Genomic DNA, 26,413 nt, shown 5'->3' with positions numbered 1-26,413 from the left:
AAACCGGCTCAAATGGCCGGTTTCTTTGGGTCTGAAAGCCTGGTAGAGACTTTCAGATACTGCTATATGGTGCCCCGAGGGAGACTCGAACTCCCACTCCTTTCGAAAACGGATTTTGAATCCGCCGCGTCTACCAATTCCGCCATCAGGGCTCAATGGCGGCGAAGTATAGAGAGGAGATAACCGTCGGTCAATCAGGTACATGGAGAATTTTTGATATTTCCGCTAGACTTCCCGGCCCTGCTAGACGAACCCCATCATGCGCGTTGCTGACTTTACTTTCGAACTCCCTGATTCGCTGATCGCTCGCCACCCTTTGGCTGAGCGGCGCGGCAGTCGCCTGCTGACCCTGGATGGGCCTAGCGGCGCCCTGGCGCACCGTCAATTCACTGATTTGCTTGAGCATTTGCGCCCGGGCGACTTGATGGTGTTCAACAATACCCGGGTGATTCCGGCGCGCCTGTTTGGCCAGAAGGCTTCCGGCGGCAAGCTGGAAATTCTGGTGGAGCGGGTGCTCGACAGTCACCGCGTGCTGGCCCATGTGCGTTCCAGCAAGTCGCCCAAGCCTGGCTCGAAGATCCTCATCGACGGTGGGGGCGAGGCCGAGATGCTGGCGCGCCACGATGCGCTGTTCGAGCTGGGGTTTGCCGAGGAAGTGTTGCCGCTGCTCGACCGCGTCGGGCATATGCCGCTGCCTCCTTATATAGACCGTCCGGATGAAGACGCCGACCGCGAGCGCTACCAGACGGTGTACTCCGAGCGCCTGGGCGCAGTGGCGGCGCCGACGGCGGGGCTGCATTTCGATCAGCCGCTGCTGGAGGCGATTGCCGCCAAGGGCATCGAGACTGCGTTCGTGACCCTGCACGTGGGGGCTGGCACCTTTCAGCCGGTGCGTGTCGAGAAGCTCGAAGACCACCACATGCACAGCGAGTGGCTGGAAGTCGGCCAGGACGTGGTGGACGCAGTGGCGGCCTGTCGGGCGCGCGGTGGGCGGGTGGTGGCCGTGGGGACCACCAGCGTGCGTTCGCTGGAAAGTGCAGCGCGCGATGGCGTGCTCAAGCCGTTCAGCGGCGACACCGATATCTTTATTTTCCCGGGCCGGCCGTTCCATGTGGTCGATGCCCTGGTCACCAACTTCCATTTGCCCGAATCCACGCTGTTGATGCTGGTTTCGGCGTTCGCCGGGTACCCCGAGACCATGGCCGCCTATCAGGCAGCCGTCGAGCATGGGTACCGCTTTTTCAGCTACGGTGATGCGATGTTCATCACCCGCAATCCCGCACCGCGCGGCCCAGAGGAAACAGCATGAGTCGCACCTGTCGTATGTCTTTCGAACTTTTGGCCACCGACGGCAAAGCCCGTCGGGGGCGCCTGACGTTCCCGCGTGGCACCGTCGAGACCCCGGCGTTCATGCCGGTGGGTACCTACGGCACGGTCAAGGGCATGTTGCCGCGGGATATCGAGGCCACTGGCGCCGAGATCATCCTGGGTAATACCTTCCACCTGTGGCTGCGTCCTGGCACTGAAGTGATCAAGAAGCACGGCGACCTGCACGATTTCATGCAGTGGAAAGGCCCGATCCTGACCGACTCCGGTGGTTTCCAGGTGTTCAGCCTGGGCGCCATGCGCAAGATCAAGGAGGAGGGCGTGACCTTCGCCTCGCCAGTGGACGGCGCCAAGGTGTTCATGGGCCCGGAAGAGTCGATGCAGGTCCAGCGTGACCTGGGCTCCGACATCGTGATGATTTTTGACGAATGCACGCCGTACCCGGCCGACGAAGACGTGGCGCGGATCTCCATGGAGCTGTCGCTGCGCTGGGCCCAGCGTTCGAAAAACGCCCATGGCGAGAACACCGCGGCGCTGTTCGGGATCGTTCAGGGCGGCATGCACCAGGACCTGCGCATGCGCTCCCTGGAAGGCCTCGACAAGATCGGTTTTGACGGCCTGGCCATTGGCGGCCTGTCGGTGGGCGAGCCCAAGCACGAGATGATCAAGGTGCTGGACTACCTCCCGGGCCAGATGCCGGCTGACAAACCTCGTTACCTTATGGGTGTTGGCAAGCCGGAAGACTTGGTTGAGGGTGTGCGCCGCGGGGTGGACATGTTCGATTGCGTGATGCCAACCCGTAATGCCCGCAATGGGCATCTGTTCATTGATACTGGTGTGCTGAAGATCCGTAACGCGTTTCATCGCCATGATGATTCGCCGCTCGATCCGACCTGCGATTGCTATACCTGCCAGAACTTCTCCCGCGCTTATCTGCATCATCTGGACAAGTGCGGCGAAATGCTGGGAAGCATGCTCAATACCATCCACAATTTGCGCCATTACCAAGTGCTTATGGCTGGTTTGCGCGAGGCTATTCAACAGGGTACATTGGCCGCCTTTGTCGATGCCTTCTATGCCAAGCGCGGGTTGCCTGTTCCGCCTTTGGACTGAGTTTTAAAACGTTTAAGACACTAATTCTGCAACTGGAGTGCTAAATGAGCTTTTTTATCTCGAATGCGATGGCAGACGCCGCTGCACCTGCTGCCGGCCCTGCTGGCACTGGCTTTGAGTGGATTTTCCTGGTCGGTTTCCTGGTCATCTTCTACCTGATGATCTGGCGTCCACAGGCCAAACGCGCCAAAGAGCAGAAGAACCTGCTGAGCAACTTGCAAAAAGGTGATGAAGTTGTGACCTCCGGCGGCATCGCCGGCAAGATCACCAAAGTAGCGGATGATTTCGTGGTTCTCGAAGTTTCTGACTCGGTAGAGCTGAAGTTCCAGAAAGGCGCCATCGCTGCCACGCTGCCAAAAGGCACGCTGAAAGCGATCTGAGTTTCATCTTCTACCAATCGACGGGGCGCGCAAGGCGCCCCGCGTCATAAGCGGGCGGCGTGATGCTGAACAAATACCCTCTGTGGAAATACGTACTGATCCTGGCGGTGCTGGCGATCGGTCTGGTTTATTCCGCTCCCAATCTTTACCCTGATGACCCGGCCATTCAGGTCAGCGGTGCAAGCACTGCGCTGCAGGTCAATCAGGCGGATCTGGATCGTGTGAGCAAAGCGCTCAACGAGTCCGGGATCACCGTCAAGGCAGCCACGCTGGCAGCCAACGGCAAGGGCGGCCTGATTCGCCTGACCAAGCAGGAAGACCAGCTTCCGGCCAAGGACGTCGTGCGCAAGGCCTTGGGTGATGACTATGTCGTTGCACTGAACCTGGCACAAACCACCCCGCAATGGCTGCGCAGCCTCGGCGCGCACCCGATGAAGCTGGGTCTGGACTTGTCCGGTGGTGTGCACTTCCTCCTGGAAGTGGACATGGACAAAGCCATCGACGCCCGCATGAAAGTCTACGAAGGCGACGTCAAGAGCCTGTTGCGCAAAGAGCGCCTGCGCTATCGCAGCCTGCCGCAACTCAACGGTGCCATCCAGCTGGGCTTCACTGATGAAGCAGCCCGCGAACAGGCCCGTGCACTGATCCGCAAGAGCTTCAGCGATTTCGACATTGTTCCCGCCGACCTCAATGGTCAGCCGGTACTGCGTCTGGCGATGACCCCGGCCAAGCTGGCGGAAATCCGTGAGTACTCCATCAAGCAGAACTTGACCACGGTACGTAACCGCGTCAACGAGCTGGGTGTTGCCGAGCCTATCGTTCAGCGTCAGGGTGCCAACCGCATCGTGGTTGAGCTGCCAGGCGTGCAGGACACTGCCGAAGCCAAGCGAATCCTGGGCAAGACGGCCAACCTTGAGTTCCGTCTGGCAGCAGAGCCGGGCGCGTCCAAAGCCACTTCCGAGATGTTCGAATTCCGCGAGGGCAAGCGTCCTCCTGCGCAGATCGAGCGTGGCCTGATCATCACTGGCGACCAGGTAACTGACGCCAAGGCCGGTTTCGGCGAGCACGGCACCCCAGAGGTGAACATTCGCCTGGACGGTCATGGCGGCGAGCTGATGAACCGTGCGACCCGCTCCAACGTCGGTCGCAGCATGGCGGTGATCTTCATCGAGCAACGTCCGGTGACCACCTACGTCAAGCAGGTCGTCGACGGCGTCGAGAAAGACGTGGCGGTGCAAACCTTCAAGGAAGAGAAGAAGATCATCAGCCTGGCGACTATCCAGTCGCCGCTGGGCGCGCAGTTCCGCATCACTGGCCTGAACGGCCAGGGCGAATCCTCGGAGCTGGCGTTGCTGCTGCGCGCCGGTGGTCTGGCGGCCCCGATGTACTTCGCTGAAGAACGTACCATCGGTCCAAGCCTGGGTGCTGACAACATCACCAAGGGTATCGATGCGTCGCTGTGGGGCATGCTGTTCGTGTCGCTGTTCATCATGGCCATCTACCGTTTCTTCGGCCTGATCGCCACCGTGGCGCTGGGCGTGAACATGGTGTTGCTGCTGGCCCTGATGTCGCTGCTGGGTGCAACCCTGACCCTGCCAGGCATCGCCGGTATCGTCTTGACCATGGGTATGGCGGTCGACGCCAACGTACTGATCTTCTCGCGGATTCGTGAAGAGATCGCGGCGGGCATGACGGTGCAGCGGGCGATCAACGAAGGTTTCGGGCGCGCATTCACCGCGATTCTCGACGCCAACCTGACCACCTTGCTGGTGGGCGGGATTCTGTTTGCCATGGGCACAGGTCCGGTCAAGGGCTTCGCCGTGACCATGTCCCTCGGGGTTCTGACCTCGATGTTCACGGCCATCATGGTTACTCGTGCGATGGTCAACCTGATCTTCGGCGGTCGTGACTTCAAGAAGTTGTGGATTTAAGGGGCTGCCATGTTACGTACAATCAACTTCATGGGCGTTCGCAACGTAGCGTTCGGCGTCACATTGTTCCTCACGGTGCTGGCGTTGTTCAGTGTTGCCACCAAGGGCATGAACTATGGCCTGGACTTCACCGGCGGTACGCTGATCGAGCTGACCTATGAGCGTCCGGCCGATGTGACCAAGGTGCGTGAGCAACTGGTTACCTCGGGTTATCACGAGGCGGTGGTGCAGAGCTTTGGTGCGACCACCGACTTGCTGGTGCGCATGCCAGGCGAAGACCCACAACTGGGTCACCAGGTAGCCGAGGCCTTGCAGAAGGTCGGCGGCGACAACCCGGCCGTGGTCAAGCGCGTCGAGTTCGTCGGCCCGCAGGTAGGTGAAGAACTGCGCGACCAGGGCGGCCTCGGCATGCTCATGGCGCTGGGCGGCATCTTGATCTACCTGGCGTTCCGCTTTCAGTGGAAGTTTGCGGTCGGGGCCATCGTGTCGCTGATCCACGACGTGATCGTGACCATCGGTATCCTGTCGTTCTTCCAGATCACCTTCGACCTGACGGTGCTGGCGGCGGTACTGGCGATCATCGGTTACTCGCTCAACGACACCATCGTGGTATTCGACCGGGTGCGTGAGAACTTCCGCGTACTGCGCAAGGCGACGCTGATCGAGAACATCAACATCTCGACCACCCAGACCCTACTGCGCACCATTGCCACCTCGGTTTCGACCCTGTTGGCGATCGCCGCGCTGTTGTTCTTCGGTGGCGACAACCTGTACGGCTTCTCCCTGGCCCTGCTGGTGGGTGTATTGGCGGGTACTTACTCGTCGATCTACATCGCCAACGTGGTGCTGATCTGGCTGAACCTGAGCAGTGAAGACCTGATCCCTACGGTCAACACCGATAAGGAAGTGGACGACCGTCCTTGAGACGTTTTCCCACTTGGTAGTACCCAAAAAGGCGCGAGTATTGAACTCGCGCCTTTTTTTGTGCTCCAAGGCTGGGAGAAGCGCGGGCATGTCCCGCATGTGATGGTCAGGAGGTTCATGTGAACAAGTCGTTGCTGGTTGGTGCGGTATTGGGTGCTGTCGGTGTGACTGCCGGGGGTGCTGTTGCCACCTACAGCCTGGTAAAAAGCGGCCCTGAGTATGCGCAAGTACTGGCCGTTGAACCGGTCAAGAAACAGATCAAGACTCCACGTGAAGTGTGCAAGGACGTGACCGTGACCCGTCAGGCGCCGGTCAAGGATCAACACCAGATCGCAGGTACCGTGGTCGGTGCGCTGGCCGGTGGCCTGTTGGGTAACCAGATCGGTGGCGGCACCGGCAAGAAGATCGCCACGGTCGCTGGTGCGGTAGGTGGCGGTTATGCCGGTAACAAGGTGCAGGAGGGCATGCAGGAGCGTGACACCTATACCACCACGCAAACCCGCTGCAACACGGTCAATGACATCAGCGACAAGGTCGTAGGCTACGACGTGCGTTATTCGCTCGACGGCAAGGAAGGCAAGGTGCGCATGGATCGCGATCCAGGCAACCAGATTCCGGTCAACAAGGAAGGTCAGTTGGTCCTGGGCCAGAACGAACCGGCTCAATAAAGGGTTCGGATTAAAAAAGAAGCACCCTGCGGGGTGCTTTTTTGTGCCCGCGATCCATGCACCGCCGCAATCCCCTGTAGGAGGGCAAATGGCAGGCATAAAAAAAGCACCCCGCAGGGTGCTTTCTCTGTCGCTGGAAGCTTAGCGTTTCAGCGAGGCTGGCAGGTGCGGCTGGATGGCCGTCAGGACTGCCTTGAAGCATTTGGTGTTGCCGGCAACGATGTGGCCTTTTTCGAGGAAGTCGTGACCGCCGGTGAAGTCGCTCACCAGGCCGCCTGCTTCCTGGATCAGCAGGGCGCCTGCAGCCATGTCCCACTCGGACAGGCCCGACTCCCAGAATGCGTCGAAACGGCCGGCGGCGACGTACGCCAGGTCCAGGCTCGCGGCGCCAGCGCGGCGGATGCCGGCAGTCTGGCCAGCCAGGGCGCGGAACATGCCCAGGTAGTTATCGAGATTGTCCATCTGGTCGTCACGGAACGGGAAGCCAGTACCCAGCAGGGCGCCGTCCAGGCTGGTACGACCGCTGACGCGCAGGCGACGACCGTTCAGTTGGGCGCCACGGCCACGGCTGGCGGTGAATTCTTCCTGGCGAACCGGGTCCAGGACCACGGCGTGTTCCAGGCGACCACGGTATTTGCAGGCGATGCTGACGGCGAAGTGGGGGATGCCACGCAGGAAGTTGGTGGTGCCGTCCAGTGGGTCGATGATCCACAGGTACTCTTCGCCTTCGATGCCGGTGCCAGCGTGCATGCCGGTCTCTTCACCGAGGATCGAGTGGTTCGGGTAGGCTTTGCGCAGGGCGTCGACGATTTTCTGTTCGGCCGCGCGATCCACTTCGGACACGTAGTCCTTGGCGTCTTTTTCATCGACCTTGATGGTATCCAGGCGCTCGATGGAGCGGAAAATCAATTCACTGGCGCTGCGGGCGGCGCGCAGCGCGATATTCAGCATGGGCTGCATGGATGTGTCACCTAAGGTTGTTAAAGAAAGCCGAGCATTCTAGCAGAAAGTTTCTACAGGTGAACGACGACGTTTGCTTTCGTAGCTTAACTTTAGGATGAACTGTAAGATTTGCGACCAAATTCCCTGTCAGAGAGCGCCTCCCTTGCTGCAGAACATTCGTGTCGTCCTGGTCAATACCAGTCATCCGGGAAACATCGGTGGGGCTGCGCGTGCCATGAAGAACATGGGGCTGTCGCGCCTGGTGCTGGTGGAGCCGCGGCTGTTTCCCCATCACGAGGCCGATGCACGGGCCTCGGGTGCCGGCGATATCCTGGAAAACGCACAAGTGGTCGCCACCCTGGAAGATGCGCTGGTGGGCTGTAACCTGGTGCTTGGCACCAGCGCGCGCGATCGTCGCATTCCCTGGCCGCTGCTCGATCCGCGCGAGTGCGGGACCAAGGTGGTCGAGGAAGCGGCGTCCGGTGCCGAGATTGCCTTGGTGTTTGGTCGTGAAGATTCCGGCCTGACCAATGAAGAGCTGCAGCGATGTCATTATCACGTGCACATTCCTTCGGACCCTGAGTTCAGCTCGCTGAACCTGGGGGCCGCGGTGCAGGTGTTGAGCTATGAAGTGCGCATGTCCTGGTTGGCCGCGCAAGGTCAGCCAAGCAAGGTCGAGAAGGAAGAAGTGGCGTCCACCAAGAGCGGTGAGCTGGCGACCATGGATGAGCTGGAGCGATTCTATGAGCACCTGGAGCAGACCCTGGTGGCCATCGAGTTTCTCGATCCGGAAAAACCGCGACACTTGATGGCGCGCCTGCGCCGGCTGTACGGACGAAGCTCGGTCAGCCGGGCGGAGATGAATATTTTGCGTGGCATCCTCACGGAAACCCAGAAAGCGGCCCGTGGTGAGCTCCTTAAGCGGAAGGATTAATGATGTTCGAGCGTTTGCGTGAAGATATCCAGAGCGTTTTCCACCGAGACCCGGCGGCACGTAATGCATTCGAAGTGCTGACCTGCTACCCGGGCATGCACGCGATCTGGATTCATCGCCTGTCGGCGGCGCTGTGGGGGTGGGGCTGGAAATGGCTGGCGCGGTTGGTATCGAACTTCGGTCGCTGGTTGACCGGGATCGAGATTCACCCGGGTGCCAAGGTCGGCCGACGCTTCTTTATTGATCACGGTATGGGCATCGTCATTGGTGAAACCGCCGAGATCGGTGATGACGTGACGCTGTATCAGGGCGTGACCCTGGGCGGTACCAGCTGGAATAAAGGCAAGCGCCACCCGACGCTGGAAGATGGTGTGGTGGTGGGTGCCGGCGCCAAGGTGCTGGGGCCGTTCACCGTAGGGGCGGGCGCCAAGGTCGGCTCCAATGCGGTTGTGACCAAGGCGGTGCCGGCCGGTGCGACTGTGGTCGGGATTCCAGGGCGGATCATCGTCAAGTCCGACGACGAGCAGGAGGCCAAGCGCAAGGCCATGGCCGAGAAGATCGGATTTGATGCCTACGGTGTCGGCGAAGACATGCCTGACCCGGTGGCACGGGCCATTGGTCAGTTGCTCGACCACCTGCAGGCGGTGGATGGTCGTCTGGAAGGGATGTGCGGCGCGCTGAAAGACCTCGGCAGCCCGTACTGTGCCAAGGACCTGCCTGAGTTGCGCGAAGAAGATTTCGCCTGTGTGAAAGACAAGGATCAGACCCAGGCCAGCTAGACCGAGTCGCCCCCATCGCGGGCGAGCCCGCTCCCACAAGGTCTTCGGTGATGCACAGCCTGTGTTGGCACCGAAAATCCCTGTGGGAGCGGGCTTGCCCGCGATGAACGATCACGCGGTACTGCTGGCTGTAACCCGCACGGCTTTGCTATGATACGCGCGCTCTTTTGCAGGTAAACCTGACTAAAGTACTAGGTCTTATAGTTGACTTAAATACTCGGGAATTGCATACTCCTCCCATCCCGAAACTCCGCGGTAATTGTCCATGCGACTGACTACAAAAGGCCGATACGCTGTCACCGCCATGCTTGACCTGGCGTTGCACGCGCAGCATGGGCCTGTGTCCCTGGCTGACATTTCCGAGCGCCAAGGCATTTCCCTGTCCTACCTCGAACAGCTTTTTGCCAAGTTGCGCCGCAGCAACCTGGTTTCCAGTGTTCGTGGTCCTGGCGGCGGCTACCAGCTGTCGCGTGACATGCAGGGGATCCAGGTTGCTCAGGTAATCGACGCGGTAAATGAATCGGTTGACGCTACCAAGTGCCAGGGTCTGGGTGATTGCCACGGCGGCGATACCTGTCTGACCCACCACTTGTGGTGTGATCTGAGCCTGCAAATCCACGAATTTCTCAGCGGTATCAGCTTGGCTGATCTTGTCACTCGCCGTGAGGTACAAGAAGTAGCCCAGCGTCAGGACCAGCGTCGTTGCAACAGCAAGTCGCCGCGCCTGGACAAGATTGAAGCGTCCGCCGTCGAATGACAGCCAAAGAGCTAGCGGCACGCCAGCCAGCCTGATTTAGGAGATAGTCCATGAAATTGCCGATTTACCTTGATTACTCTGCGACCACCCCGGTTGATCCGCGTGTCGCGCAAAAGATGAGTGAATGCCTGCTGGTCGACGGAAACTTCGGTAACCCGGCGTCCCGCTCCCACGTGTTCGGCTGGAAAGCCGAAGAATCGGTCGAGAACGCTCGCCGCCAGGTCGCCGACCTGGTCAACGCCGACCCGCGTGAAATCGTCTGGACCTCCGGTGCCACCGAGTCCGACAACCTGGCAATCAAGGGTGCGGCACATTTCTATGCCACCAAAGGCAAGCACCTGATCACCACCAAGATTGAGCACAAGGCTGTCCTCGACACCATGCGCCAACTGGAGCGTGAAGGTTTCGAAGTGACCTACCTCGAGCCGCGCACCGATGGTCTGGTGACTCCGGAAATGATCGAAGCTGCACTGCGTGACGACACCATCCTGGTTTCGGTCATGCATGTGAACAACGAAATCGGCACCATCAACGACATCGCCGCCATCGGTGAGTTGCTCCGTTCCAAGGGCATCCTGTTCCACGTCGACGCCGCACAGTCCACTGGCAAGGTCGAGATCGACCTGCAGAAGCTGAAAGTCGACATGATGTCGTTCTCCGCCCACAAGACCTACGGCCCTAAAGGCATCGGCGCACTGTACGTGAGCCGCAAGCCGCGTGTGCGCATCGAAGCGACCATGCACGGTGGCGGTCATGAGCGTGGCATGCGCTCCGGCACCCTGGCCACTCACCAGATTGTCGGCATGGGCGAAGCCTTCCGCGTAGCCAAGGAAGACATGGTTGCCGAGAACGTGCGCATCAAGGCCCTGAGCGACCGCTTCTACAAGCAGGTCGAGCATCTGGAAGAGCTGTACGTCAACGGCAGCCTGACCGCCCGCGTTCCGCACAACCTGAACCTGAGCTTCAACTACGTTGAAGGCGAATCGCTGATCATGGCGCTCAAGGACCTGGCGGTTTCCTCCGGTTCGGCCTGCACCTCGGCTTCGCTTGAGCCTTCGTACGTACTGCGCGCCCTGGGCCGCAACGACGAACTGGCACACAGCTCGATCCGCTTCACCTTCGGCCGCTTCACCACCGAAGAAGAAATCGATTACGCCGCGCAGAAAGTCTGCGAGGCCGTTACCAAGCTGCGCGCTCTGTCGCCGCTGTGGGACATGTACAAAGACGGCGTCGACATTTCGAAGATCGAGTGGGCGGCACACTGATATATAAGTCGCCGCACACGGGTCCTGTCTTGAAATTTCGGTTTGCAGGGCCCAAAGAGCGACTCTCTGATGAGTGAGGATTAAGAATCATGGCTTACAGCGAAAAGGTCATCGACCACTACGAGAACCCGCGCAACGTCGGCAAGATGGACGCGGAAGATCCTGATGTCGGCACCGGCATGGTCGGCGCCCCAGCGTGCGGCGACGTGATGCGCCTGCAGATCAAGGTCAACGAGCAAGGCATCATCGAAGACGCCAAGTTCAAGACCTACGGCTGCGGTTCCGCCATTGCTTCCAGCTCCCTGGCCACCGAGTGGATGAAGGGCAAGACCCTGGATGAAGCCGAGACCATCAAGAACACTCAGCTGGCTGAAGAACTGGCCCTGCCGCCAGTGAAAATCCACTGCTCGGTACTCGCTGAAGACGCCATCAAGGCTGCTGTTCGCGACTACAAGCAGAAAAAAGGCTTGATCTGACTTTCAGGTTTTGGCGACGAGTAAGGAGTCAACGATGGCTATCAGCATGACAGAAGCGGCTGCTCGACACGTGCGACGCTCCCTCGACGGGCGCGGCAAAGGTGAGGGGATTCGCCTGGGTGTTCGCACCACGGGCTGTTCCGGCCTTGCCTACGTGCTGGAGTTTGTCGACGAAGTGGTGGCAGAGGATCAGGTGTTCGAAAGTCACGGCGAGAAAGTGATCATCGACCCGAAAAGCCTGGCCTACCTGGACGGCACCGAACTCGATTTCGTCAAGGAAGGGTTGAACGAAGGCTTCAAGTTCAACAATCCCAACGTACGCGGTGAATGTGGCTGCGGCGAAAGCTTCAACATCTGAGGCTTGTCGTGGGTACTCCTTGTCATTTCGCTTTATTTGAGCTGCAACCGAGCTTCAACCTGGACCTCGACCAGCTGGCTACGCGCTACCGTGAGTTGGCGCGCGGCGTTCATCCGGACCGCTTTGCTGATGCTTCCGAGCGTGAGCAACGGCTGGCGCTAGAGCAATCCGCGAGCCTCAACGAGGCCTACCAGACGCTCAAGAATCCCCCCAAGCGCGCGCGTTACCTGCTCGCCATGGGTGGTGGTGAGTTGCCGCTGGAGGTCACGGTGCATGATCCGGAATTTCTTCTGCAGCAGATGCAATGGCGCGAAGAGCTCGAAGACCTGCAAGACAGTGCCGACCTGGCCGGGGTTGCGGTATTCAAGCGCCGCCTGAAGGTCGCCCAGGAAGAACTGAACCAAAGCTTCGCAGCTTGCTGGAACGATGCCGCGCAACGCGAACAGGCCGAACGCCTGATGCGGCGCATGCAGTTCCTCGACAAGCTCACCTACGAAGTGCGCCAGTTAGAAGAGCGCCTCGACGATTAACCCAGTGCCGCCTCGGTCGCACGCCTGATATACAGATAAGTCCTGATAACGATGGCCCTACTGCAGATCGCCGAACCCGGCCAAAGTCCTCAACCGCACCAGCGTCGTCTGGCTGTGGGGATCGACTTGGGCACTACCAATTCGCTGGTCGCTGCGTTGCGCAGTGGTCTTTCCGAGCCGCTGGCCGACGCTGACGGGCAGGTCATCCTGCCGTCTGCCGTGCGCTATCACGCTGATCGCGTCGAAGTGGGCGAGTCCGCCAGGCTGGCTGCTGCTACCGACCCGTTGAATACGGTGTTGTCGGTCAAGCGCTTGATGGGTCGTGGTCTGTCCGACGTCAAGCAGCTGGGCGAGCAACTGCCGTACCGCTTTGTCGGTGGCGAGTCGCACATGCCGTTCATCGACACTGTTCAAGGGCCGAAAAGCCCGGTCGAAGTCTCCGCCGACATCCTCAAGGTCCTGCGTCAGCGCGCCGAAGCGGCGTTGGGTGGTGAGTTGGTGGGTGCCGTGATCACGGTTCCGGCCTACTTCGACGATGCCCAGCGCCAAGCCACCAAGGATGCGGCCAAGCTGGCCGGCCTGAACGTGCTGCGCTTGCTCAATGAGCCAACGGCTGCGGCGGTCGCCTACGGGCTGGACCAGCACGCCGAAGGCCTGGTCGCTATCTATGACCTGGGCGGCGGCACCTTCGATATTTCGATTCTGCGCCTGACCGGCGGTGTGTTTGAGGTCCTGGCTACCGGCGGCGACAGCGCCCTGGGTGGCGACGATTTTGACCACGCGATTGCGGGTTGGATCATCGAGAGCGCCGGCTTGTCCGCCGACCTCGATCCGGGCGCGCAGCGTCAACTGTTGCAAACCGCCTGCGCGGCCAAGGAAGCGTTGACCAATGCCGCGTCGGTCGAAGTGGTCCATGGTGCCTGGAAAGCCGAGCTGACCCGTGAAGCCTTTGATGCGCTGATCGAGCCAATGGTCGCGCGCAGCCTCAAGGCCTGCCGTCGTGCCGTGCGTGACTCCGGCATCGAGCTGGACGACGTGCACGCAGTGGTCATGGTCGGTGGTTCCACCCGTGTGCCGCGGGTGCGTGAGGCTGTCGCTGAAGCGTTTGGTCGCCAGCCGCTGACGGAAATCGATCCGGATCAAGTGGTGGCCATTGGTGCTGCGATCCAGGCCGATACCCTGGCGGGCAACAAGCGTGACGGTGGCGAACTGCTCCTGCTCGACGTGATTCCGTTGTCGCTGGGGCTGGAAACCATGGGCGGCCTGATGGAGAAGGTGATTCCACGCAACACCACGATCCCGGTGGCGCGCGCCCAGGACTTCACCACTTACAAAGACGGCCAGTCGGCCATGATGATTCACGTGCTGCAGGGCGAGCGTGAGCTGATCAGCGATTGCCGCTCCCTGGCGCGTTTTGAATTGCGCGGGATTCCGGCCATGGTTGCCGGTGCAGCGAAGATTCGTGTGACCTTCCAGGTCGACGCCGACGGCCTGCTCAGCGTTTCGGCGCGCGAGCTGGGTTCGGGTGTCGAGGCGAGCATCCAGGTCAAGCCATCCTACGGCCTGACCGACGGCGAAATTGCCCGCATGCTCAAGGATTCGTTCCAACACGCCAATGACGACAAGGTCGCCCGCGTCCTGCGCGAGCAGCAAGTTGATGCCCAGCGCCTGGTCGAGGCGGTGCAGGGTGCCCTGGAGGCTGATGGCGAGCGCTTGCTCGACGCCGAAGAGCGCATGGTTATCGACCTGCAGGTGCAGGAACTGATCGAACTGATGAAAGGTACTGATGGTTACGCCATCGAGCAGCAGACCAAGCGTCTGTCGCAAGTGACCGATGCTTTTGCAGCCCGTCGCATGGACCAGACGGTGAAAGCCGCTCTGTCGGGGCGCAATCTGAATGAAATCGAGGATATCTGATGCCGCAGGTCATTTTTCTGCCACACGAGAAGTTCTGCCCGGACGGCATGGTTGTCGAGGCTGAGCCCGGCACCTCTATTCTCGAGCTGGCCCACGAACACCACATCGAGATGGAAAGCGCCTGCGGCGGCGTCTGTGCTTGCACTACGTGTCACTGCCTGATTCGTGAGGGTTTTGACTCGCTGGAAGAGGCCGACGAGCTGGAAGAGGACTATCTTGATCGGGCCTGGGGTCTGGAGCCTGTGTCCCGCCTGGCCTGTCAGGCTATAGTGGGTGAAGAAGACATCACCGTCGAAATCCCGAAATATTCGCTTAACCATGCGGCTGAAGCGCCGCACTGACTGGTAAGACTGTCATGAGCTACGGTTGGAATGATGTTCAACGCATTGCAGAAGAGTTGGCCGAGGCCAAGCCGGGCGTAGACCCGTTTTCTGTCAATTTCGTCGATCTGCAGCAATGGATCAAAGAGCTGCCGGATTTTGACAATACCTCTGGTCGTGTTGGCGAGAAGGTGTTGGAAGCGGTTCAGACGCTCTGGGCTGAAGAATTGGACTGATCGTCCCCGCAGGTTAGGCAATACCCAAGAACCCGCGTATAATTCGCGGGTTTAATTTTTCGCAAATTACCGTTTCTGGAGTTACACCATGGCTGTTCAACGTACTTTCTCCATCATCAAGCCTGACGCTGTTGCAAAAAACGTTATCGGCGAGATCACCACTCGTTTCGAAAAAGCTGGCCTGCGCGTTGTAGCTTCGAAACTCAAGCAACTGTCCAAAGCTGAAGCCGAAGGCTTCTACGCTGAGCACAGCGCTCGTGGTTTCTTCGGCGACCTGGTTGCTTTCATGATCTCCGGCCCGGTTGTTGTACAGGTTCTGGAAGGCGAAAACGCTATCGCTCTGAACCGTGAGCTGATGGGCGCTACCAACCCTAAAGAAGCTGCTGCCGGCACCATCCGCGCTGACTTCGCTGACTCCATCGACGCCAACGCTGTACACGGTTCGGACTCCGAAGCCGCTGCTGCTCGCGAAATCTCGTACTTCTTCGCAGCTACTGAAGTAACCACTCGCTAAGCATTGGCTTAAGAGTGAAGGTGAATCCATGACTACATCGACTGTTAAAACTAACCTGCTGGGTCTGACTCAGCTGGAAATGGAAAAATTCTTCGACTCAATCGGGGAGAAGCGTTTCCGTGCCGGTCAGGTAATGAAATGGATTCACCACTTTGGCGTCGACGATTTCGACGCCATGACGAACGTCAGCAAGGCCCTGCGCGACAAGCTCAAGGTCATTGCTGAAGTCCGTGGTCCCGAAGTGGTCAGCGAGGACATTTCCAGCGACGGCACCCGTAAGTGGGTGGTGCGCGTGGCGTCCGGCAGCTGTGTCGAGACCGTGTACATTCCCCAGGGCAAACGTGGCACCTTGTGCGTTTCGTCCCAGGCAGGCTGTGCCCTGGATTGCAGTTTCTGCTCCACCGGCAAGCAAGGCTTCAATAGCAACCTCACCGCCGCCGAAGTCATCGGCCAGGTGTGGATTGCCAATAAATCGTTTGGCAGCATCCCGGCGACCGCCGACCGTGCCATCACCAACGTGGTGATGATGGGCATGGGTGAGCCGCTGCTGAACTTCGACAACGTCATCGCCGCCATGCACCTGATGATGGACGACCTGGGCTACGGCATTTCCAAACGCCGCGTGACCCTGTCGACCTCCGGTGTGGTGCCGATGATCGACGAGCTGTCCAAGCACATCGACGTATCCCTGGCGTTGTCGCTGCACGCACCCAATGACGCATTGCGTAACCAATTGGTGCCGATCAACAAGAAGTATCCACTTAAGATGCTCCTCGAGTCGTGCCAGCGCTACATGTCGTCCCTGGGCGAAAAACGTGTGCTGACCATCGAGTACACCTTGCTCAAAGACATCAATGACAAGGTCGAGCACGCGGTGGAAATGATCGAGTTGCTCAAGAACATCCCGTGCAAGATCAACCTGATCCCGTTCAACCCGTTCCCGCACTCCGGTTACGAACGGCCGAGCAACAACGCTATCCGGCGTTTCCAGGACCAACTGCACCACGCTGGCTTCAACGTCACGGTGCGCACCACCCGCGGCGAAGACATCGATGCCGCCTGTGGTCAATTGGTCGGGCAGGTGCTGGATCGCACCCGCCGTAGCGAACGTTACATCGCTGTGCGGGAATTGAACGCCGACAGCGATCTGGCGCAAGACGCTGCGAATCGTACCTAAGAGAGGATCTCTATGTCCCTGCGCGTTGCGCTGCTCCTGCTGTTGGCCAGCCTCTCGGCTGGCTGCGTCTCATCGGGTGATTTCGATCCAATGAAGACCAGCAAGGGCCGTGACGAGGCGCGAGGTGCCTATGTGCAACTGGGCATGGGCTACCTGCGCCAGGGCATGACCGAGCAGGCGAAAGTCCCGCTGCGCAAAGCCCTCGAGCTCGACAGCAGTGACGCCGATGCCAACGCCGCCCTGGGCCTGGTGTTCCAGGCAGAAATGGAACCGGAACTGGCCGAGCAGCACTTTCGCAAGGCCCTCGCGGCCCGCCCGGGCGATGCGCGTATCCTCAATAACTTCGGCAGTTTTCTCTATGAAGAGAAACGCTACAAAGAAGCCTACGAGCGCTTTCAACAGGCCGCTGCCGATAGCCTTTATCCTGAACGTTCGCGGGTCTTCGAGAACCTCGGCATGACGGCCGCGATGCTCGGTCAGCGTGATCTGGCCCGGCAACAGCTGGAAAAAGCCCTGCGCCTGAACCGCCAGCAACCGCGGGCTTTGCTGGAAATGGCTGAGTTGTCCTTCGAAGACAGGCATTATGTGCCCTCGCGTGACTATTACGACCGTTTTAGCCTGCTCGCCGAGCAAAATGCACGTAGTCTATGGCTCGGCGTTCGGCTGGCCAGTGTGTTCGAAGATCGCGACAAGGCTGCCAGTCTGGGCCTGCAATTAAAACGACTCTATCCCGGTACGCCGGAATATCAGCAATACCTGTCGGAGCAATGATGAAAGCGGCGCATCCCGAAGTTGTAGCAGCGACTCGCGTAAACCCCGGAGAGACCTTGCGTCAGGGCCGCGAAAGCAATGGTTGGTCGTTGGCTGAAGTAGCGGTAAAGCTCAATCTCACCGTGATTTCCCTGGGTAACCTGGAAGCTGGCGCGTTCGACAAGTTGCCAGGGCATACCTTTGCCCGCGGCTATATCCGTACCTATGCCAAATTGCTCGGCATGGACCAGGCCGTCCTGGTTCAGCAATTCGACCAGCACACCGGCACCGACGCCCAGGGCAGCAACGTCCATAGCCTGGGACGTATCGAGGAGCCCAGCCGTATTTCCCATACCATCCTGCGCATTGTCAGCCTGCTGTTGCTGATTGCGGTCGTGGGCGGCGGTTTTGTCTGGTGGCAGGATCAAACCTCGCTGCGCACCAAGGACTTGATCGGCCTGAACCCCGAGCACGTCGAAGTCGAAGGCGCCGACGGCACTACCCAGATCCATCCGCTGGACGAGCCGGAAGACCAGGCCGTCGTCCAAGCCCAGACCGAAAGCACCACTCCACTGGCCTTGCCTGAAGGTGCCTCCGAGGCCCCAGCCGCGCAAACTACCCAGGTCCCGGCGGCGACGCCTGCTGCGCCTGTGGTTGCGACGCCAGTCACCCCTGCGGCACCTGTCGCCCCGGTTGCTCCCGTGGCCCCGGCACCCGTGGTCAGTGCGCCGGTAGCGCCTGCCCCGGTGGCAACCGCGCCGGTGGCCGGCTCTGGCCAGGTCCGTATCCAGTACGTGTCCGACTGCTGGACGCAGGTCTCCGACGGCAACGGCAAAGTGCTGTTCAGCGGTCTGAAACGCAAGGGCGAGACCGTCGATGTCAGCGGCAAGCCACCCTTTGCTGTCCGCCTGGGCTTTGCCCGCGGCGCGCAAGTCAGCTACAACGGGCAAGCAGTCGATGTAGCTCCGTTCACCAGTGGCGAGACTGCTCGCCTGAAGTTGGGTCAATAAGTCATGCACGGCGAATCTCCAATCAAACGTCGCGAATCCCGCAAGATCTGGGTCGGTTCGGTACCGGTGGGCGGTGATGCGCCTATCGCTGTGCAGAGCATGACCAACAGCGACACCAACGATGTTGCTGCCACCGTGGCCCAGATCAACCGTCTGGAAGCCGCTGGCGTCGACATCGTGCGGGTTTCCGTCCCGGACATGGACGCTGCGGAAGCCTTCGGTCGGATCAAGCAGTTGGTGAAGGTGCCGCTGGTGGCCGACATTCACTTCGACTACAAGATCGCCTTGCGGGTCGCTGAACTGGGTGTCGATTGCCTGCGGATCAACCCGGGCAACATCGGTCGTGAAGATCGCGTGCGTGCGGTGGTCGATGCCGCCCGCGACCGTGGGATCCCGATCCGCATCGGGGTCAACGCCGGTTCCCTGGAAAAAGACCTGCAAAAGAAATACGGCGAGCCAACGCCAGCAGCGCTGGTGGAGTCGGCCTTGCGCCACGTCGAGCACCTTGAGCGCCTGAATTTCCAGGACTTCAAGGTCAGCGTGAAGGCCTCCGACGTGTTCATGGCCGTCGAAGCCTACCGCCTGCTGGCTAAGGAAATCGTCCAGCCGTTGCACCTGGGCATCACCGAGGCCGGTGGATTGCGTTCAGGCACAGTGAAATCCGCGGTGGGCCTCGGTATGCTGCTCGCCGAAGGGATTGGCGATACTATCCGCATCTCGCTGGCGGCTGATCCGGTCGAGGAAGTGAAAGTCGGCTACGACATCCTCAAGTCCCTGCACCTGCGTTCCCGTGGCATCAACTTCATCGCCTGCCCGAGCTGCTCGCGGCAGAACTTCGATGTGGTCAAGACCATGAACGAGCTGGAAGGGCGCCTCGAAGATCTGCTGGTGCCGCTGGATGTCGCGGTCATCGGCTGTGTGGTCAACGGTCCTGGCGAAGCCAAGGAGGCCCATATCGGCCTTACTGGCGGCACGCCGAACCTGATCTACATCGACGGCAAGCCGGCGCAGAAACTGACGAATGACAATCTGGTGGATGAACTGGAACGGCTGATCCGCCAGAAAGCGGCCGAAAAGGTCGAAGCCGACGCAGCGCTGATCGCTCGCGGCTGATCAAACGAATTAAGGAATTTTTGTGAGCAAGTCTCTGCAAGCCATCCGTGGCATGAACGACATCCTGCCCGAACAGACCCCGCTGTGGCGTCATTTCGAAGGTACTGTTTCGCGTCTGCTGGATAACTACGGTTACAAGCAGATCCGCATGCCGATCGTCGAGTTCACCGAGCTGTTCAAGCGCTCCATCGGTGAAGTGACCGATATCGTCGAAAAAGAGATGTACACCTTCGAGGACCGCAACGGCGATTCGCTGACCCTGCGTCCCGAGGGCACCGCAGCCTGCGTCCGGGCCGTGCTGGAGCACGGCATCACCGGCGGTGGCCAGGTGCAGAAACTCTGGTACATCGGCCCGATGTTCCGCCACGAGCGTCCACAGAAAGGCCGCTATCGCCAGTTCCACCAGATCGGTGTCGAAGTGTTCAACCTCGACGGTCCGGACATCGATGCCGAGCTGATCGTGCTGACCTGGCGCCTGTGGGGCGAGCTGGGGATCCGCGATGCGGTCAAGCTCGAGCTCAACAGCCTGGGCACCAGCGAGTCCCGTGGGCGTTACCGCGAGGCGCTGGTCGAGTACCTCTCGGCACGCCTGGACCAACTGGACGAAGACAGCCAGCGTCGCCTGAAGACCAACCCGCTGCGCGTGCTCGACACCAAGAACGCCGATACCCAGGCGGTACTGGTCGATGCACCGAAGATGGCCGACTACCTGGATGACGAGTCGCGCGCGCACTTCGAAGGCCTCAAGGCCCGTCTGGACGCCGCCGGCATTCCTTATGTGATCAACCCCAAGCTGGTGCGCGGGTTGGATTACTACAGCAAGACCGTATTCGAATGGGTCACCGACAAGCTCGGCGCCCAGGGCACCGTGTGCGCGGGCGGCCGGTACGATGGCCTGGTCGAGCAGATGGGCGGCAAGCCAACCACCGGCGTGGGTTTCGCCATGGGCATCGAGCGCCTGGTGTTGCTGCTGGAAACCCTGGAGCAGATCCCGCAAGAGATTTCCCGGCAGGTCGACGTCTACCTGTGCGCCTTTGGCGAGGCTGCCGAACTGGCCGCCCTGACCCTGAGCGAGCGGGTGCGTGACCAGTTGCCCAACCTGCGCCTGCAAGTGAACGCCGGCGCTGGCAGTTTCAAAAGCCAGTTCAAGAAAGCCGACAAGAGCGGTGCGCTGTACGCACTGATCCTCGGTGACGACGAGATGGCCCAGCAAGTGGTAGGTTTCAAACCCCTGCGTGGCCAGGGCGAACAACAAAGCATTGCCTGGGACGCGCTCGCCGCTCACCTGGCCACCTGCGTCGTGCAGGGTTGAAGCTGTCAAACAGCCGATTTAGCGAATAAGGAGTATTGGGGTGTCGAGTACCGAAGATGAACAGCTGGCGGATTTGAAGGACTGGTGGACGCGCAACGGTAAACCCCTGGTCACTGGCGGCCTGTTGGCGCTGGTCATCGTGTTCGGCTGGCAGGCGTTCCAGAAGTATCAGAGCAACCAGTCGCAAGGCGCCTCGATGCTCTACCAGGAGTTGCTGGAAACCACGCTGACCCCGGACGGCAAGCCTGACGCGGCCCGTGTCGCGGACCTCGCCAACAAGCTCAACAGCGAGTTCGGTGGTACTGCCTACGCGCAGTACGGTCGCCTGTTCGTGGCCAAGGTCGCGGTCGACAGCGGCAAGCTCGACGACGCTGCCAACGAACTCAAGGCCGTGGCTGACAAACCGGTCAACCCGACCCTGGGCGAAGTGGCGCGTCAGCGTCTGGCCCAGGTGCTGGCGGCGCAGAACAAGACCGACGAAGCCCTGAAGCTGCTCGAAGGCGACGCGGACAAGGCATTCCTGGCTACTCGCGAGGAACTCAAGGGTGACCTGCTGGTCCAGTTGGGTCGTACCGACGAAGCCCATGCGGCATACCAGAAAGCCAAGGCGGCGCTGTCGGATGAAGCAGCGGTCGGTGGCCTACAAATCAAGCTGGACGACCTGGCCAAAGGGGATGCGTGACGTGATTCGTTGGAAACATGCAGCATTGCTGGCTCTGGCCGTCCTGGCCGCGGGTTGCAGCAGCAACAGCAAAAAAGAACTGCCACCGGCCGAACTGGTCGACTTCAAGGAAGAAGTGGTCCTGCAAAAGCAGTGGAGTCGTTCGATCGGTGACGGTCAGGGCGAAACCTACAACATGCTGGTGCCGGCCATCGACGGCGACACCATCTATGCCGGTGACGTGAATGGCACGGTCATGGCGATGGATCGCGGTAACGGTGACGTCAAGTGGGAGAAAGACCTCGAGCTGCCGGTTTCCGGCGCCGTCGGCGTGGGTTACGGGCTGGTCATGGTCGGTACCCTCAAGGGTGAAGTCATTGCCCTGGATGCCATCAACGGTGAAGAGAAGTGGCGTGCCCGGGTCACCAGCGAAGTGCTGGCCCCGCCTGCCAACAACGGTGATGTGGTCGTGGTGCAAACCCAGGACGATCGCCTGATCGGTCTGGACGCCGCCACTGGCAACCAGCGTTGGTTGTACGACAGCACCCCGGCGGTCCTGACCCTGCGCGGCACCAGCGCGCCGATCGTGACCAACCGCCTGGCGCTAGCCGGTCTGTCGACCGGTAAAGTGGTGGCGCTGAACATCAACAACGGCGTGCCGATGTGGGAAACGCGTGTAGCGATCCCGCAGGGCCGTTCCGAGTTGGATCGTGTAGTCGACATCGACGGTGGCCTGCTGTTGTCCGGCGGTACCCTGTATGTCGCCAGCTACCAGGGTCGCGTTGCGGCACTGGACCTGGAGAGCGGTCGTCAGCTGTGGCAGCGTGATGCTTCCAGCTACGCCGGTGTCGCTCAAGGTTTCGGCAACGTTTATGTGAGTCTGTCTTCGGGTACCGTTGAAGGCGTCGACGAACGTTCCACCACAGCCTTGTGGAGCAACGATTCGCTGGCCCGTCGTCAACTGTCGGCCCCGGAAGTGTTCTCCAGCTACGTTGCAGTCGGTGACCTGGAAGGTTACCTGCACCTGTTGAGTCAGGTGGATGGCCGTTTCGTCGGCCGTGAACGCATCGACAGCGACGGCCTTCGTGCCCGTCCGCTGGTGGTGGGTGACACGATTTATGTGTATGGCAACAGCGGCAAACTGGAAGCGCTGACCATCAAGTAAGAACTATGCTGGACCTATAGGTAGGAGCGAGCTTGCTCGCGATGGACGTCAACGATAACGCGTGCAGTCTGGATAAACGCGGTGTGGTGACGTTCTTCGCGAGCAAGCTCGCTCCTACACGAGCACCAGCCGCTGCCTCGCAGCGGCTTTTGTATTTTCTGAAATAACGAAGTGGAGAGCCGCATGGTTCCCGTAATCGCCCTGGTGGGCCGACCGAACGTCGGCAAATCCACCATGTTCAACCGCCTGACCAAAAGCCGCGACGCTATTGTCGGCGACCTTTCCGGTCTGACCCGTGATCGCCAATACGGTGAGGCAAAGTGGCAAGGGCGCTCCTATATCCTGGTCGACACCGGTGGTATTTCCGGTGACGAACACGGCATGGACGAAAAGATGGCCGAGCAGTCGCTGCTGGCCATCGAAGAAGCCGATGTCGTTCTGTTCCTGGTAGACGCCAAGGCGGGCTTCACCGCCGCTGACCAGATGATTGCCGAGCACTTGCGCAAGCGCAACAAACGCTCCCTGCTGGTTGCCAACAAGATCGACAACATCGATCCGGAAATGGCCCGCGCTGAATTTGCCCCCCTGGGCATGGGCCACGCCATTGGCGTTGCCGGTGCACAAGGTCGCGGTGTCAACACCCTGCTGGAAGCCGCCCTCGCCGATTTCCCGCGTGACACCGAAGAAGAGGATCTGAACGCCAACGTCGCCGAAGGCGAAGAAGCGGTACGGATTCCTGGTCCAAGCGAAAAAGACGGCATCAAGATCGCTATCATCGGCCGGCCGAACGTCGGCAAGTCGACCCTGGTCAACCGCATGCTCGGTGAAGACCGGGTGATCGTCTATGACGAACCCGGCACCACTCGCGACAGCATCTACATCCCGTTCGAGCGTAACGACGAGAAGTACACGCTGATCGACACCGCGGGTGTGCGCAAGCGCGGCAAGATCAACGAGGAAGTCGAAAAGTTCTCGGTGGTCAAGACCCTGCAAGCAATCAAAGACGCCAACGTGGTGATCTTTGTGATGGACGCCCGTGAAGGCGTGGTCGACCACGACCTGAACCTGCTGGGCTTTGCCCTGGAAGCCGGTCGCGCCATCGTTATCGCACTGAACAAGTGGGACGGCATGACGTCGTCGGAACGCGACTTCGTGAAGATCGAGCTGGAGCGTCGGTTGTTCTTCGTCGACTTCGCCGACATCCACTTCATCTCGGCCTTGCACGGCACTGGCGTGGGCAACCTGTACCAGTCGGTACAGAACTCGTTCAAGTCGGCGATCACTCGCTGGCCGACCAACCGCCTGACCCAGATCCTCGAAGACGCCGTGGGCGAGCACGCGCCGCCGATGGTCAACAACCGCCGGATCAAGCTGCGCTACGCCCACTTGGGTGGTGCCAACCCGCCGCTGATCGTGATCCACGGTAACCAGGTCGAGAAGGTTCCGAATTCCTACGTGCGTTACCTGGAAAACACTTACCGCCGTGTGCTGAAGCTGGTCGGTACGCCGATCCGCATCGAGTTCAAGGGTGGCGAGAACCCGTATGAGGCGAAGAAGAACACGCTCACCGACCGCCAGGTCAACAAGAAGCGTCGTTTGATGTCGCACCACAAGAAAGCCGACAAGAAGCGCCGCGATAAAAAGTGAGCCGCTTCGAGTGAGCCGCTGCAAGTGAACGCTTGCAGCTTGCTCAAGCCAGCAAAAAGGGTCCTCTTCAGGACCCTTTTTTGCATCTGCTGGGTTGAGGCTTGACCACTTGCCGCTTGTCGCTTGAAACTCATGGCTCACCAGCAGGGGCCCACTGATGATCACCAGCAAGCTGCCGAATGTCGGCATCACTATCTTCACCCAAATGTCCCAGCTCGCGGCTTCGAGCGGCGCGCTCAACCTGTCCCAGGGTTTCCCCGATTTCGATGGCCCGCAAGCCCTGCGCGACGCGCTGGGATGGCATGTTGCCAATGGGCACAACCAGTATTGCCCCATGACCGGCCTGCCGGCATTGCGCCAACAGGTGGCGGCGAAAATCACCCGCAGCTATGGGGTCAGCGTCGATGCCGAGGATGAGGTGACGATCACCCCGGGTGCCACCCAGGCGATCTTCTGCGCGATCCAGGCGGTGATCCACAGCGGTGACGAGGTCATCGTCTTTGACCCGGCCTATGACAGCTACGAGCCCTCGGTGGCCCTGGCAGGCGGGCGCTGCGTGCATGTGCAGCTGGCAGCGAAGGACTTCTCGATCGACTTCCAGGCTCTTAAGGATGCGCTCAGCCCGCGGACGCGGATGATCATCCTCAACTCGCCGCACAACCCCAGTGGCGCGCTGATTTCCCGTGCCGAGCTGGAGCAACTGGCCGAGTTGATCCGTGACCGCGACATCTACCTGGTCAGCGACGAGGTCTATGAGCACCTCGTTTATGACGGCGTACCCCATGTCAGCGTGCTGGCCCATGAAGAGCTGTATCAACGCGCCTTTGTGGTCAGTTCGTTCGGCAAGACCTACCACGTCACCGGCTGGAAGACCGGCTACGTCGTGGCGCCACCGGCCCTCACCGCAGAGCTGCGCAAGGTGCACCAGTACGTCAGCTTTTGCGGCGTGACCCCGTTGCAGTACGCGCTGGCCGACTATATGGCGGCCCATCCGGAGCACGTCGAACAACTTCCGGCGTTCTATCAGGCCAAGCGTGACCTGTTCTGCGATCTGTTGCAGCCATCGCGATTCAGCTTTATCCGGGTCACCGGGACGTATTTCCAACTGGTCGATTACTCGCAGATCCGCCCGGACCTGAACGATGTCGACATGGCTGTCTGGATGACCCGTGAGCACGGTGTGGCGGCGATTCCGGTGTCAGTGTTCTACCAGAACCCACCGCAGGAACAACGCCTGGTGCGCCTGTGTTTTGCCAAGCGAGAGGAGACGCTGCGTGAGGCGGCGGAAAAATTATGCGTGATCTGAGCAACCTGCCCAACCTCAACCTGGCGCTGATCCAGACCACCCTGGCCTGGCACGACCGCCAGGCCAATCTCGAGCACTTCGAACTGTTGCTGGAGCAGGCGCGCGGCGCGGACCTGATCATCCTGCCGGAGATGTTCACCACGGGTTTCTCCATGGAGTCGGCCACCCTCGCCGAAGCGGAAAACGGCCCGACCAGCAAATGGCTGCGGACCCAGGCGGCGAAGCTGGATGCGGTGATTACCGGCAGCATCATCGTCCAGGCCGCCGATGGCAGCCACCGCAACCGCCTGCTGTGGGCGCGACCCGATGGCGAAGTCTGGCATTACGACAAGCGTCACCTGTTCCGCATGGCGGGCGAACACAATCACTTCACGCCTGGCGAGCGCCAAGTGCAGTTCGAACTCAAGGGGTGGCGCATACGCCCGTTGATTTGCTACGACCTTCGCTTCCCGGTGTGGAGCCGCGATCCCCAGGACACTGACCTGCTGCTGTACACCGCCAACTGGCCGGGCGCGCGCCGCCAGCACTGGAATCGCCTGCTGCCGGCCCGGGCCATCGAGAACCTGTGTTACGTCGCCGCGGTGAACCGGGTGGGTACCGATGGCAAGGGCTTTGCCTATACCGGCGACAGCCAGGTGCTGGACTTCCAGGGCGAGACCCTGCTCAGCGCTGGCGAGGCGGACGGGGTGTTCCAGGTGGTGCTCGACGCGGCCGAACTGGCCGCCTACCGCACACGGTTCCCGGCGAACCTGGATGCCGATACCTTCGAGTTCACCTGAATTTCGCATCGTCTGATCTGGCCTCATCGCGGGCAAGCCCGCTCCCACAATGGATTGCACACCCTCTGTGGGAGCGGGCCGGGCGGCGCTCCGCTTGCCCGCGATGAGGCCCTCAAGGACAAA

General features: G+C 60.4%; 28 protein-coding genes and 1 tRNA gene. 27 read left to right on the top strand and 2 right to left on the bottom strand.

Annotated elements, in window-relative coordinates:
• Positions 1-67: 67 nt before the first annotated feature.
• Positions 68-152: transfer RNA gene (locus ACM6IP_RS23830), tRNA-Leu, on the bottom strand.
• A gap of 107 nt (positions 153-259) precedes the next feature.
• Between ACM6IP_RS23830 and queA the strand changes: the two genes are divergently transcribed.
• The 6 genes from queA to ACM6IP_RS23800 all read left to right on the top strand — a co-directional run bounded on the left by queA (position 260) and on the right by ACM6IP_RS23800 (position 6,342).
• The gene (gene queA / locus ACM6IP_RS23825; protein WP_095166070.1) at positions 260-1,309 is read left to right on the top strand and encodes a tRNA preQ1(34) S-adenosylmethionine ribosyltransferase-isomerase QueA; all 1,050 of its coding nucleotides are present in this window, start codon (positions 260-262) and stop codon (positions 1,307-1,309) included.
• Between the two features lie 14 nt (positions 1,310-1,323).
• Entirely contained in the window at positions 1,324-2,439 is a 1,116-nt protein-coding gene (tgt, locus tag ACM6IP_RS23820) for a tRNA guanosine(34) transglycosylase Tgt (RefSeq protein WP_166592911.1), read from the top strand.
• A gap of 44 nt (positions 2,440-2,483) precedes the next feature.
• Entirely contained in the window at positions 2,484-2,819 is a 336-nt protein-coding gene (yajC, locus tag ACM6IP_RS23815) for a preprotein translocase subunit YajC (RefSeq protein ID WP_095166066.1), read from the top strand.
• Between the two features lie 62 nt (positions 2,820-2,881).
• Positions 2,882-4,750 (top strand): protein translocase subunit SecD, encoded by a 1,869-nt coding sequence (secD, locus tag ACM6IP_RS23810; RefSeq protein WP_095166064.1) that lies wholly within the window; start codon positions 2,882-2,884, stop codon positions 4,748-4,750.
• A 9-nt stretch (positions 4,751-4,759) separates the two neighbouring features.
• Positions 4,760-5,674, top strand: coding sequence for a protein translocase subunit SecF (secF, locus tag ACM6IP_RS23805; protein ID WP_095166062.1), 915 nt, complete (start codon positions 4,760-4,762; stop codon positions 5,672-5,674).
• A 119-nt stretch (positions 5,675-5,793) separates the two neighbouring features.
• A complete protein-coding gene (locus ACM6IP_RS23800) occupies positions 5,794-6,342 on the top strand; it encodes a glycine zipper 2TM domain-containing protein (RefSeq protein ID WP_095166060.1) in 549 nt (182 codons plus the stop codon).
• A gap of 141 nt (positions 6,343-6,483) precedes the next feature.
• Here the strand turns inward: ACM6IP_RS23800 and suhB are convergent, their stop codons facing one another.
• Positions 6,484-7,302 (bottom strand): inositol-phosphate phosphatase, encoded by an 819-nt coding sequence (gene suhB, locus ACM6IP_RS23795; RefSeq protein ID WP_414862385.1) that lies wholly within the window; start codon positions 7,300-7,302, stop codon positions 6,484-6,486.
• A gap of 145 nt (positions 7,303-7,447) precedes the next feature.
• On the opposite strand from suhB, the gene trmJ reads away from it, so the two are divergent.
• From trmJ to ACM6IP_RS23690, 21 genes are all read left to right on the top strand, one after another.
• Positions 7,448-8,218: a tRNA (cytosine(32)/uridine(32)-2'-O)-methyltransferase TrmJ gene (gene trmJ, locus ACM6IP_RS23790; RefSeq protein ID WP_159997807.1), complete on the top strand. Its 771-nt coding sequence runs from the start codon at positions 7,448-7,450 to the stop codon at positions 8,216-8,218.
• Positions 8,219-8,220: 2 nt separating this feature from the next.
• Entirely contained in the window at positions 8,221-8,997 is a 777-nt protein-coding gene (gene cysE / locus ACM6IP_RS23785) for a serine O-acetyltransferase (protein WP_095166057.1), read from the top strand.
• A gap of 265 nt (positions 8,998-9,262) precedes the next feature.
• The gene (gene iscR, locus ACM6IP_RS23780) at positions 9,263-9,754 is read left to right on the top strand and encodes a Fe-S cluster assembly transcriptional regulator IscR (RefSeq protein WP_095166055.1); all 492 of its coding nucleotides are present in this window, start codon (positions 9,263-9,265) and stop codon (positions 9,752-9,754) included.
• Positions 9,755-9,804: 50 nt separating this feature from the next.
• Complete coding sequence (locus tag ACM6IP_RS23775; protein WP_095166053.1) at positions 9,805-11,019, top strand: IscS subfamily cysteine desulfurase; 1,215 nt, start codon at positions 9,805-9,807, stop codon at positions 11,017-11,019.
• Positions 11,020-11,108: 89 nt separating this feature from the next.
• Complete coding sequence (iscU, locus tag ACM6IP_RS23770; protein WP_003443374.1) at positions 11,109-11,495, top strand: Fe-S cluster assembly scaffold IscU; 387 nt, start codon at positions 11,109-11,111, stop codon at positions 11,493-11,495.
• A gap of 34 nt (positions 11,496-11,529) precedes the next feature.
• Complete coding sequence (gene iscA, locus ACM6IP_RS23765) at positions 11,530-11,853, top strand: iron-sulfur cluster assembly protein IscA (RefSeq protein ID WP_003227904.1); 324 nt, start codon at positions 11,530-11,532, stop codon at positions 11,851-11,853.
• An 8-nt stretch (positions 11,854-11,861) separates the two neighbouring features.
• Complete coding sequence (gene hscB, locus ACM6IP_RS23760; RefSeq protein ID WP_095166052.1) at positions 11,862-12,383, top strand: co-chaperone HscB; 522 nt, start codon at positions 11,862-11,864, stop codon at positions 12,381-12,383.
• Positions 12,384-12,434: 51 nt separating this feature from the next.
• Complete coding sequence (gene hscA, locus ACM6IP_RS23755; RefSeq protein ID WP_401126224.1) at positions 12,435-14,300, top strand: Fe-S protein assembly chaperone HscA; 1,866 nt, start codon at positions 12,435-12,437, stop codon at positions 14,298-14,300.
• On the top strand, positions 14,300-14,641 hold the full coding sequence (gene fdx, locus ACM6IP_RS23750) for an ISC system 2Fe-2S type ferredoxin (RefSeq protein ID WP_095166049.1): 342 nt from the start codon (positions 14,300-14,302) through the stop codon (positions 14,639-14,641). Before hscA ends, fdx begins: the two co-directional genes overlap by 1 nt.
• Before the next feature lie 14 nt (positions 14,642-14,655).
• Positions 14,656-14,856, top strand: a complete 201-nt coding sequence (gene iscX / locus ACM6IP_RS23745; RefSeq protein ID WP_008084655.1) for a Fe-S cluster assembly protein IscX — start codon at positions 14,656-14,658, stop codon at positions 14,854-14,856.
• Between the two features lie 88 nt (positions 14,857-14,944).
• Positions 14,945-15,370, top strand: a complete 426-nt coding sequence (gene ndk / locus ACM6IP_RS23740) for a nucleoside-diphosphate kinase (protein ID WP_007916882.1) — start codon at positions 14,945-14,947, stop codon at positions 15,368-15,370.
• Positions 15,371-15,398: 28 nt separating this feature from the next.
• Entirely contained in the window at positions 15,399-16,547 is a 1,149-nt protein-coding gene (gene rlmN, locus ACM6IP_RS23735) for a 23S rRNA (adenine(2503)-C(2))-methyltransferase RlmN (RefSeq protein ID WP_095166047.1), read from the top strand.
• Between the two features lie 12 nt (positions 16,548-16,559).
• Positions 16,560-17,318 (top strand): type IV pilus biogenesis/stability protein PilW, encoded by a 759-nt coding sequence (pilW, locus tag ACM6IP_RS23730; protein WP_401126229.1) that lies wholly within the window; start codon positions 16,560-16,562, stop codon positions 17,316-17,318.
• Positions 17,318-18,307 carry a RodZ domain-containing protein gene (locus ACM6IP_RS23725; protein WP_401126231.1) on the top strand — a complete coding sequence of 330 codons (990 nt, stop codon included), beginning with the start codon at positions 17,318-17,320 and terminating at the stop codon, positions 18,305-18,307. The genes pilW and ACM6IP_RS23725 overlap by 1 nt, the downstream gene beginning before the upstream one ends.
• Before the next feature lie 3 nt (positions 18,308-18,310).
• Positions 18,311-19,420 carry a flavodoxin-dependent (E)-4-hydroxy-3-methylbut-2-enyl-diphosphate synthase gene (gene ispG, locus ACM6IP_RS23720; protein ID WP_095166042.1) on the top strand — a complete coding sequence of 370 codons (1,110 nt, stop codon included), beginning with the start codon at positions 18,311-18,313 and terminating at the stop codon, positions 19,418-19,420.
• 22 nt (positions 19,421-19,442) lie between these two features.
• Entirely contained in the window at positions 19,443-20,732 is a 1,290-nt protein-coding gene (gene hisS / locus ACM6IP_RS23715; RefSeq protein WP_095166040.1) for a histidine--tRNA ligase, read from the top strand.
• Between the two features lie 40 nt (positions 20,733-20,772).
• On the top strand, positions 20,773-21,414 hold the full coding sequence (locus ACM6IP_RS23710; protein ID WP_095166039.1) for a tetratricopeptide repeat protein: 642 nt from the start codon (positions 20,773-20,775) through the stop codon (positions 21,412-21,414).
• Complete coding sequence (bamB, locus tag ACM6IP_RS23705) at positions 21,407-22,558, top strand: outer membrane protein assembly factor BamB (RefSeq protein WP_095166036.1); 1,152 nt, start codon at positions 21,407-21,409, stop codon at positions 22,556-22,558. The genes ACM6IP_RS23710 and bamB overlap by 8 nt, the downstream gene beginning before the upstream one ends.
• A gap of 183 nt (positions 22,559-22,741) precedes the next feature.
• The gene (gene der, locus ACM6IP_RS23700; protein WP_095166035.1) at positions 22,742-24,205 is read left to right on the top strand and encodes a ribosome biogenesis GTPase Der; all 1,464 of its coding nucleotides are present in this window, start codon (positions 22,742-22,744) and stop codon (positions 24,203-24,205) included.
• A gap of 157 nt (positions 24,206-24,362) precedes the next feature.
• Complete coding sequence (locus ACM6IP_RS23695) at positions 24,363-25,511, top strand: pyridoxal phosphate-dependent aminotransferase (protein WP_414862384.1); 1,149 nt, start codon at positions 24,363-24,365, stop codon at positions 25,509-25,511.
• Positions 25,499-26,290, top strand: a complete 792-nt coding sequence (locus tag ACM6IP_RS23690; protein WP_095166032.1) for an amidohydrolase — start codon at positions 25,499-25,501, stop codon at positions 26,288-26,290. The genes ACM6IP_RS23695 and ACM6IP_RS23690 overlap by 13 nt, the downstream gene beginning before the upstream one ends.
• The last annotated feature ends 123 nt before the right edge of the window (positions 26,291-26,413 follow it).

The organism is Pseudomonas sp. IT-P176 (assembly GCF_949767245.1).
Taxonomy (GTDB): domain Bacteria; phylum Pseudomonadota; class Gammaproteobacteria; order Pseudomonadales; family Pseudomonadaceae; genus Aquipseudomonas.
The sequence above is the reverse complement of the archived record's forward strand: the minus strand, read 5'-3'. Positions and strand labels throughout refer to the sequence as shown.

Coding starts and splice junctions, on each gene's coding strand:
- queA (WP_095166070.1), top strand. CDS start 260: ATGCGCGTTGCTGACTTTACTTTCGAACTCCCTGATTCGCTGATCGCT.
- tgt (WP_166592911.1), top strand. CDS start 1,324: ATGTCTTTCGAACTTTTGGCCACCGACGGCAAAGCCCGTCGGGGGCGC.
- yajC (WP_095166066.1), top strand. CDS start 2,484: ATGAGCTTTTTTATCTCGAATGCGATGGCAGACGCCGCTGCACCTGCT.
- secD (WP_095166064.1), top strand. CDS start 2,882: ATGCTGAACAAATACCCTCTGTGGAAATACGTACTGATCCTGGCGGTG.
- secF (WP_095166062.1), top strand. CDS start 4,760: ATGTTACGTACAATCAACTTCATGGGCGTTCGCAACGTAGCGTTCGGC.
- suhB (WP_414862385.1), bottom strand. CDS start 7,302: ATGCAGCCCATGCTGAATATCGCGCTGCGCGCCGCCCGCAGCGCCAGT.
- cysE (WP_095166057.1), top strand. CDS start 8,221: ATGTTCGAGCGTTTGCGTGAAGATATCCAGAGCGTTTTCCACCGAGAC.
- iscR (WP_095166055.1), top strand. CDS start 9,263: ATGCGACTGACTACAAAAGGCCGATACGCTGTCACCGCCATGCTTGAC.
- ACM6IP_RS23775 (WP_095166053.1), top strand. CDS start 9,805: ATGAAATTGCCGATTTACCTTGATTACTCTGCGACCACCCCGGTTGAT.
- iscU (WP_003443374.1), top strand. CDS start 11,109: ATGGCTTACAGCGAAAAGGTCATCGACCACTACGAGAACCCGCGCAAC.
- iscA (WP_003227904.1), top strand. CDS start 11,530: ATGGCTATCAGCATGACAGAAGCGGCTGCTCGACACGTGCGACGCTCC.
- hscA (WP_401126224.1), top strand. CDS start 12,435: ATGGCCCTACTGCAGATCGCCGAACCCGGCCAAAGTCCTCAACCGCAC.
- fdx (WP_095166049.1), top strand. CDS start 14,300: ATGCCGCAGGTCATTTTTCTGCCACACGAGAAGTTCTGCCCGGACGGC.
- iscX (WP_008084655.1), top strand. CDS start 14,656: ATGAGCTACGGTTGGAATGATGTTCAACGCATTGCAGAAGAGTTGGCC.
- ndk (WP_007916882.1), top strand. CDS start 14,945: ATGGCTGTTCAACGTACTTTCTCCATCATCAAGCCTGACGCTGTTGCA.
- rlmN (WP_095166047.1), top strand. CDS start 15,399: ATGACTACATCGACTGTTAAAACTAACCTGCTGGGTCTGACTCAGCTG.
- pilW (WP_401126229.1), top strand. CDS start 16,560: ATGTCCCTGCGCGTTGCGCTGCTCCTGCTGTTGGCCAGCCTCTCGGCT.
- ACM6IP_RS23725 (WP_401126231.1), top strand. CDS start 17,318: ATGAAAGCGGCGCATCCCGAAGTTGTAGCAGCGACTCGCGTAAACCCC.
- ispG (WP_095166042.1), top strand. CDS start 18,311: ATGCACGGCGAATCTCCAATCAAACGTCGCGAATCCCGCAAGATCTGG.
- bamB (WP_095166036.1), top strand. CDS start 21,407: ATGCGTGACGTGATTCGTTGGAAACATGCAGCATTGCTGGCTCTGGCC.
- der (WP_095166035.1), top strand. CDS start 22,742: ATGGTTCCCGTAATCGCCCTGGTGGGCCGACCGAACGTCGGCAAATCC.
- ACM6IP_RS23695 (WP_414862384.1), top strand. CDS start 24,363: ATGATCACCAGCAAGCTGCCGAATGTCGGCATCACTATCTTCACCCAA.
- ACM6IP_RS23690 (WP_095166032.1), top strand. CDS start 25,499: ATGCGTGATCTGAGCAACCTGCCCAACCTCAACCTGGCGCTGATCCAG.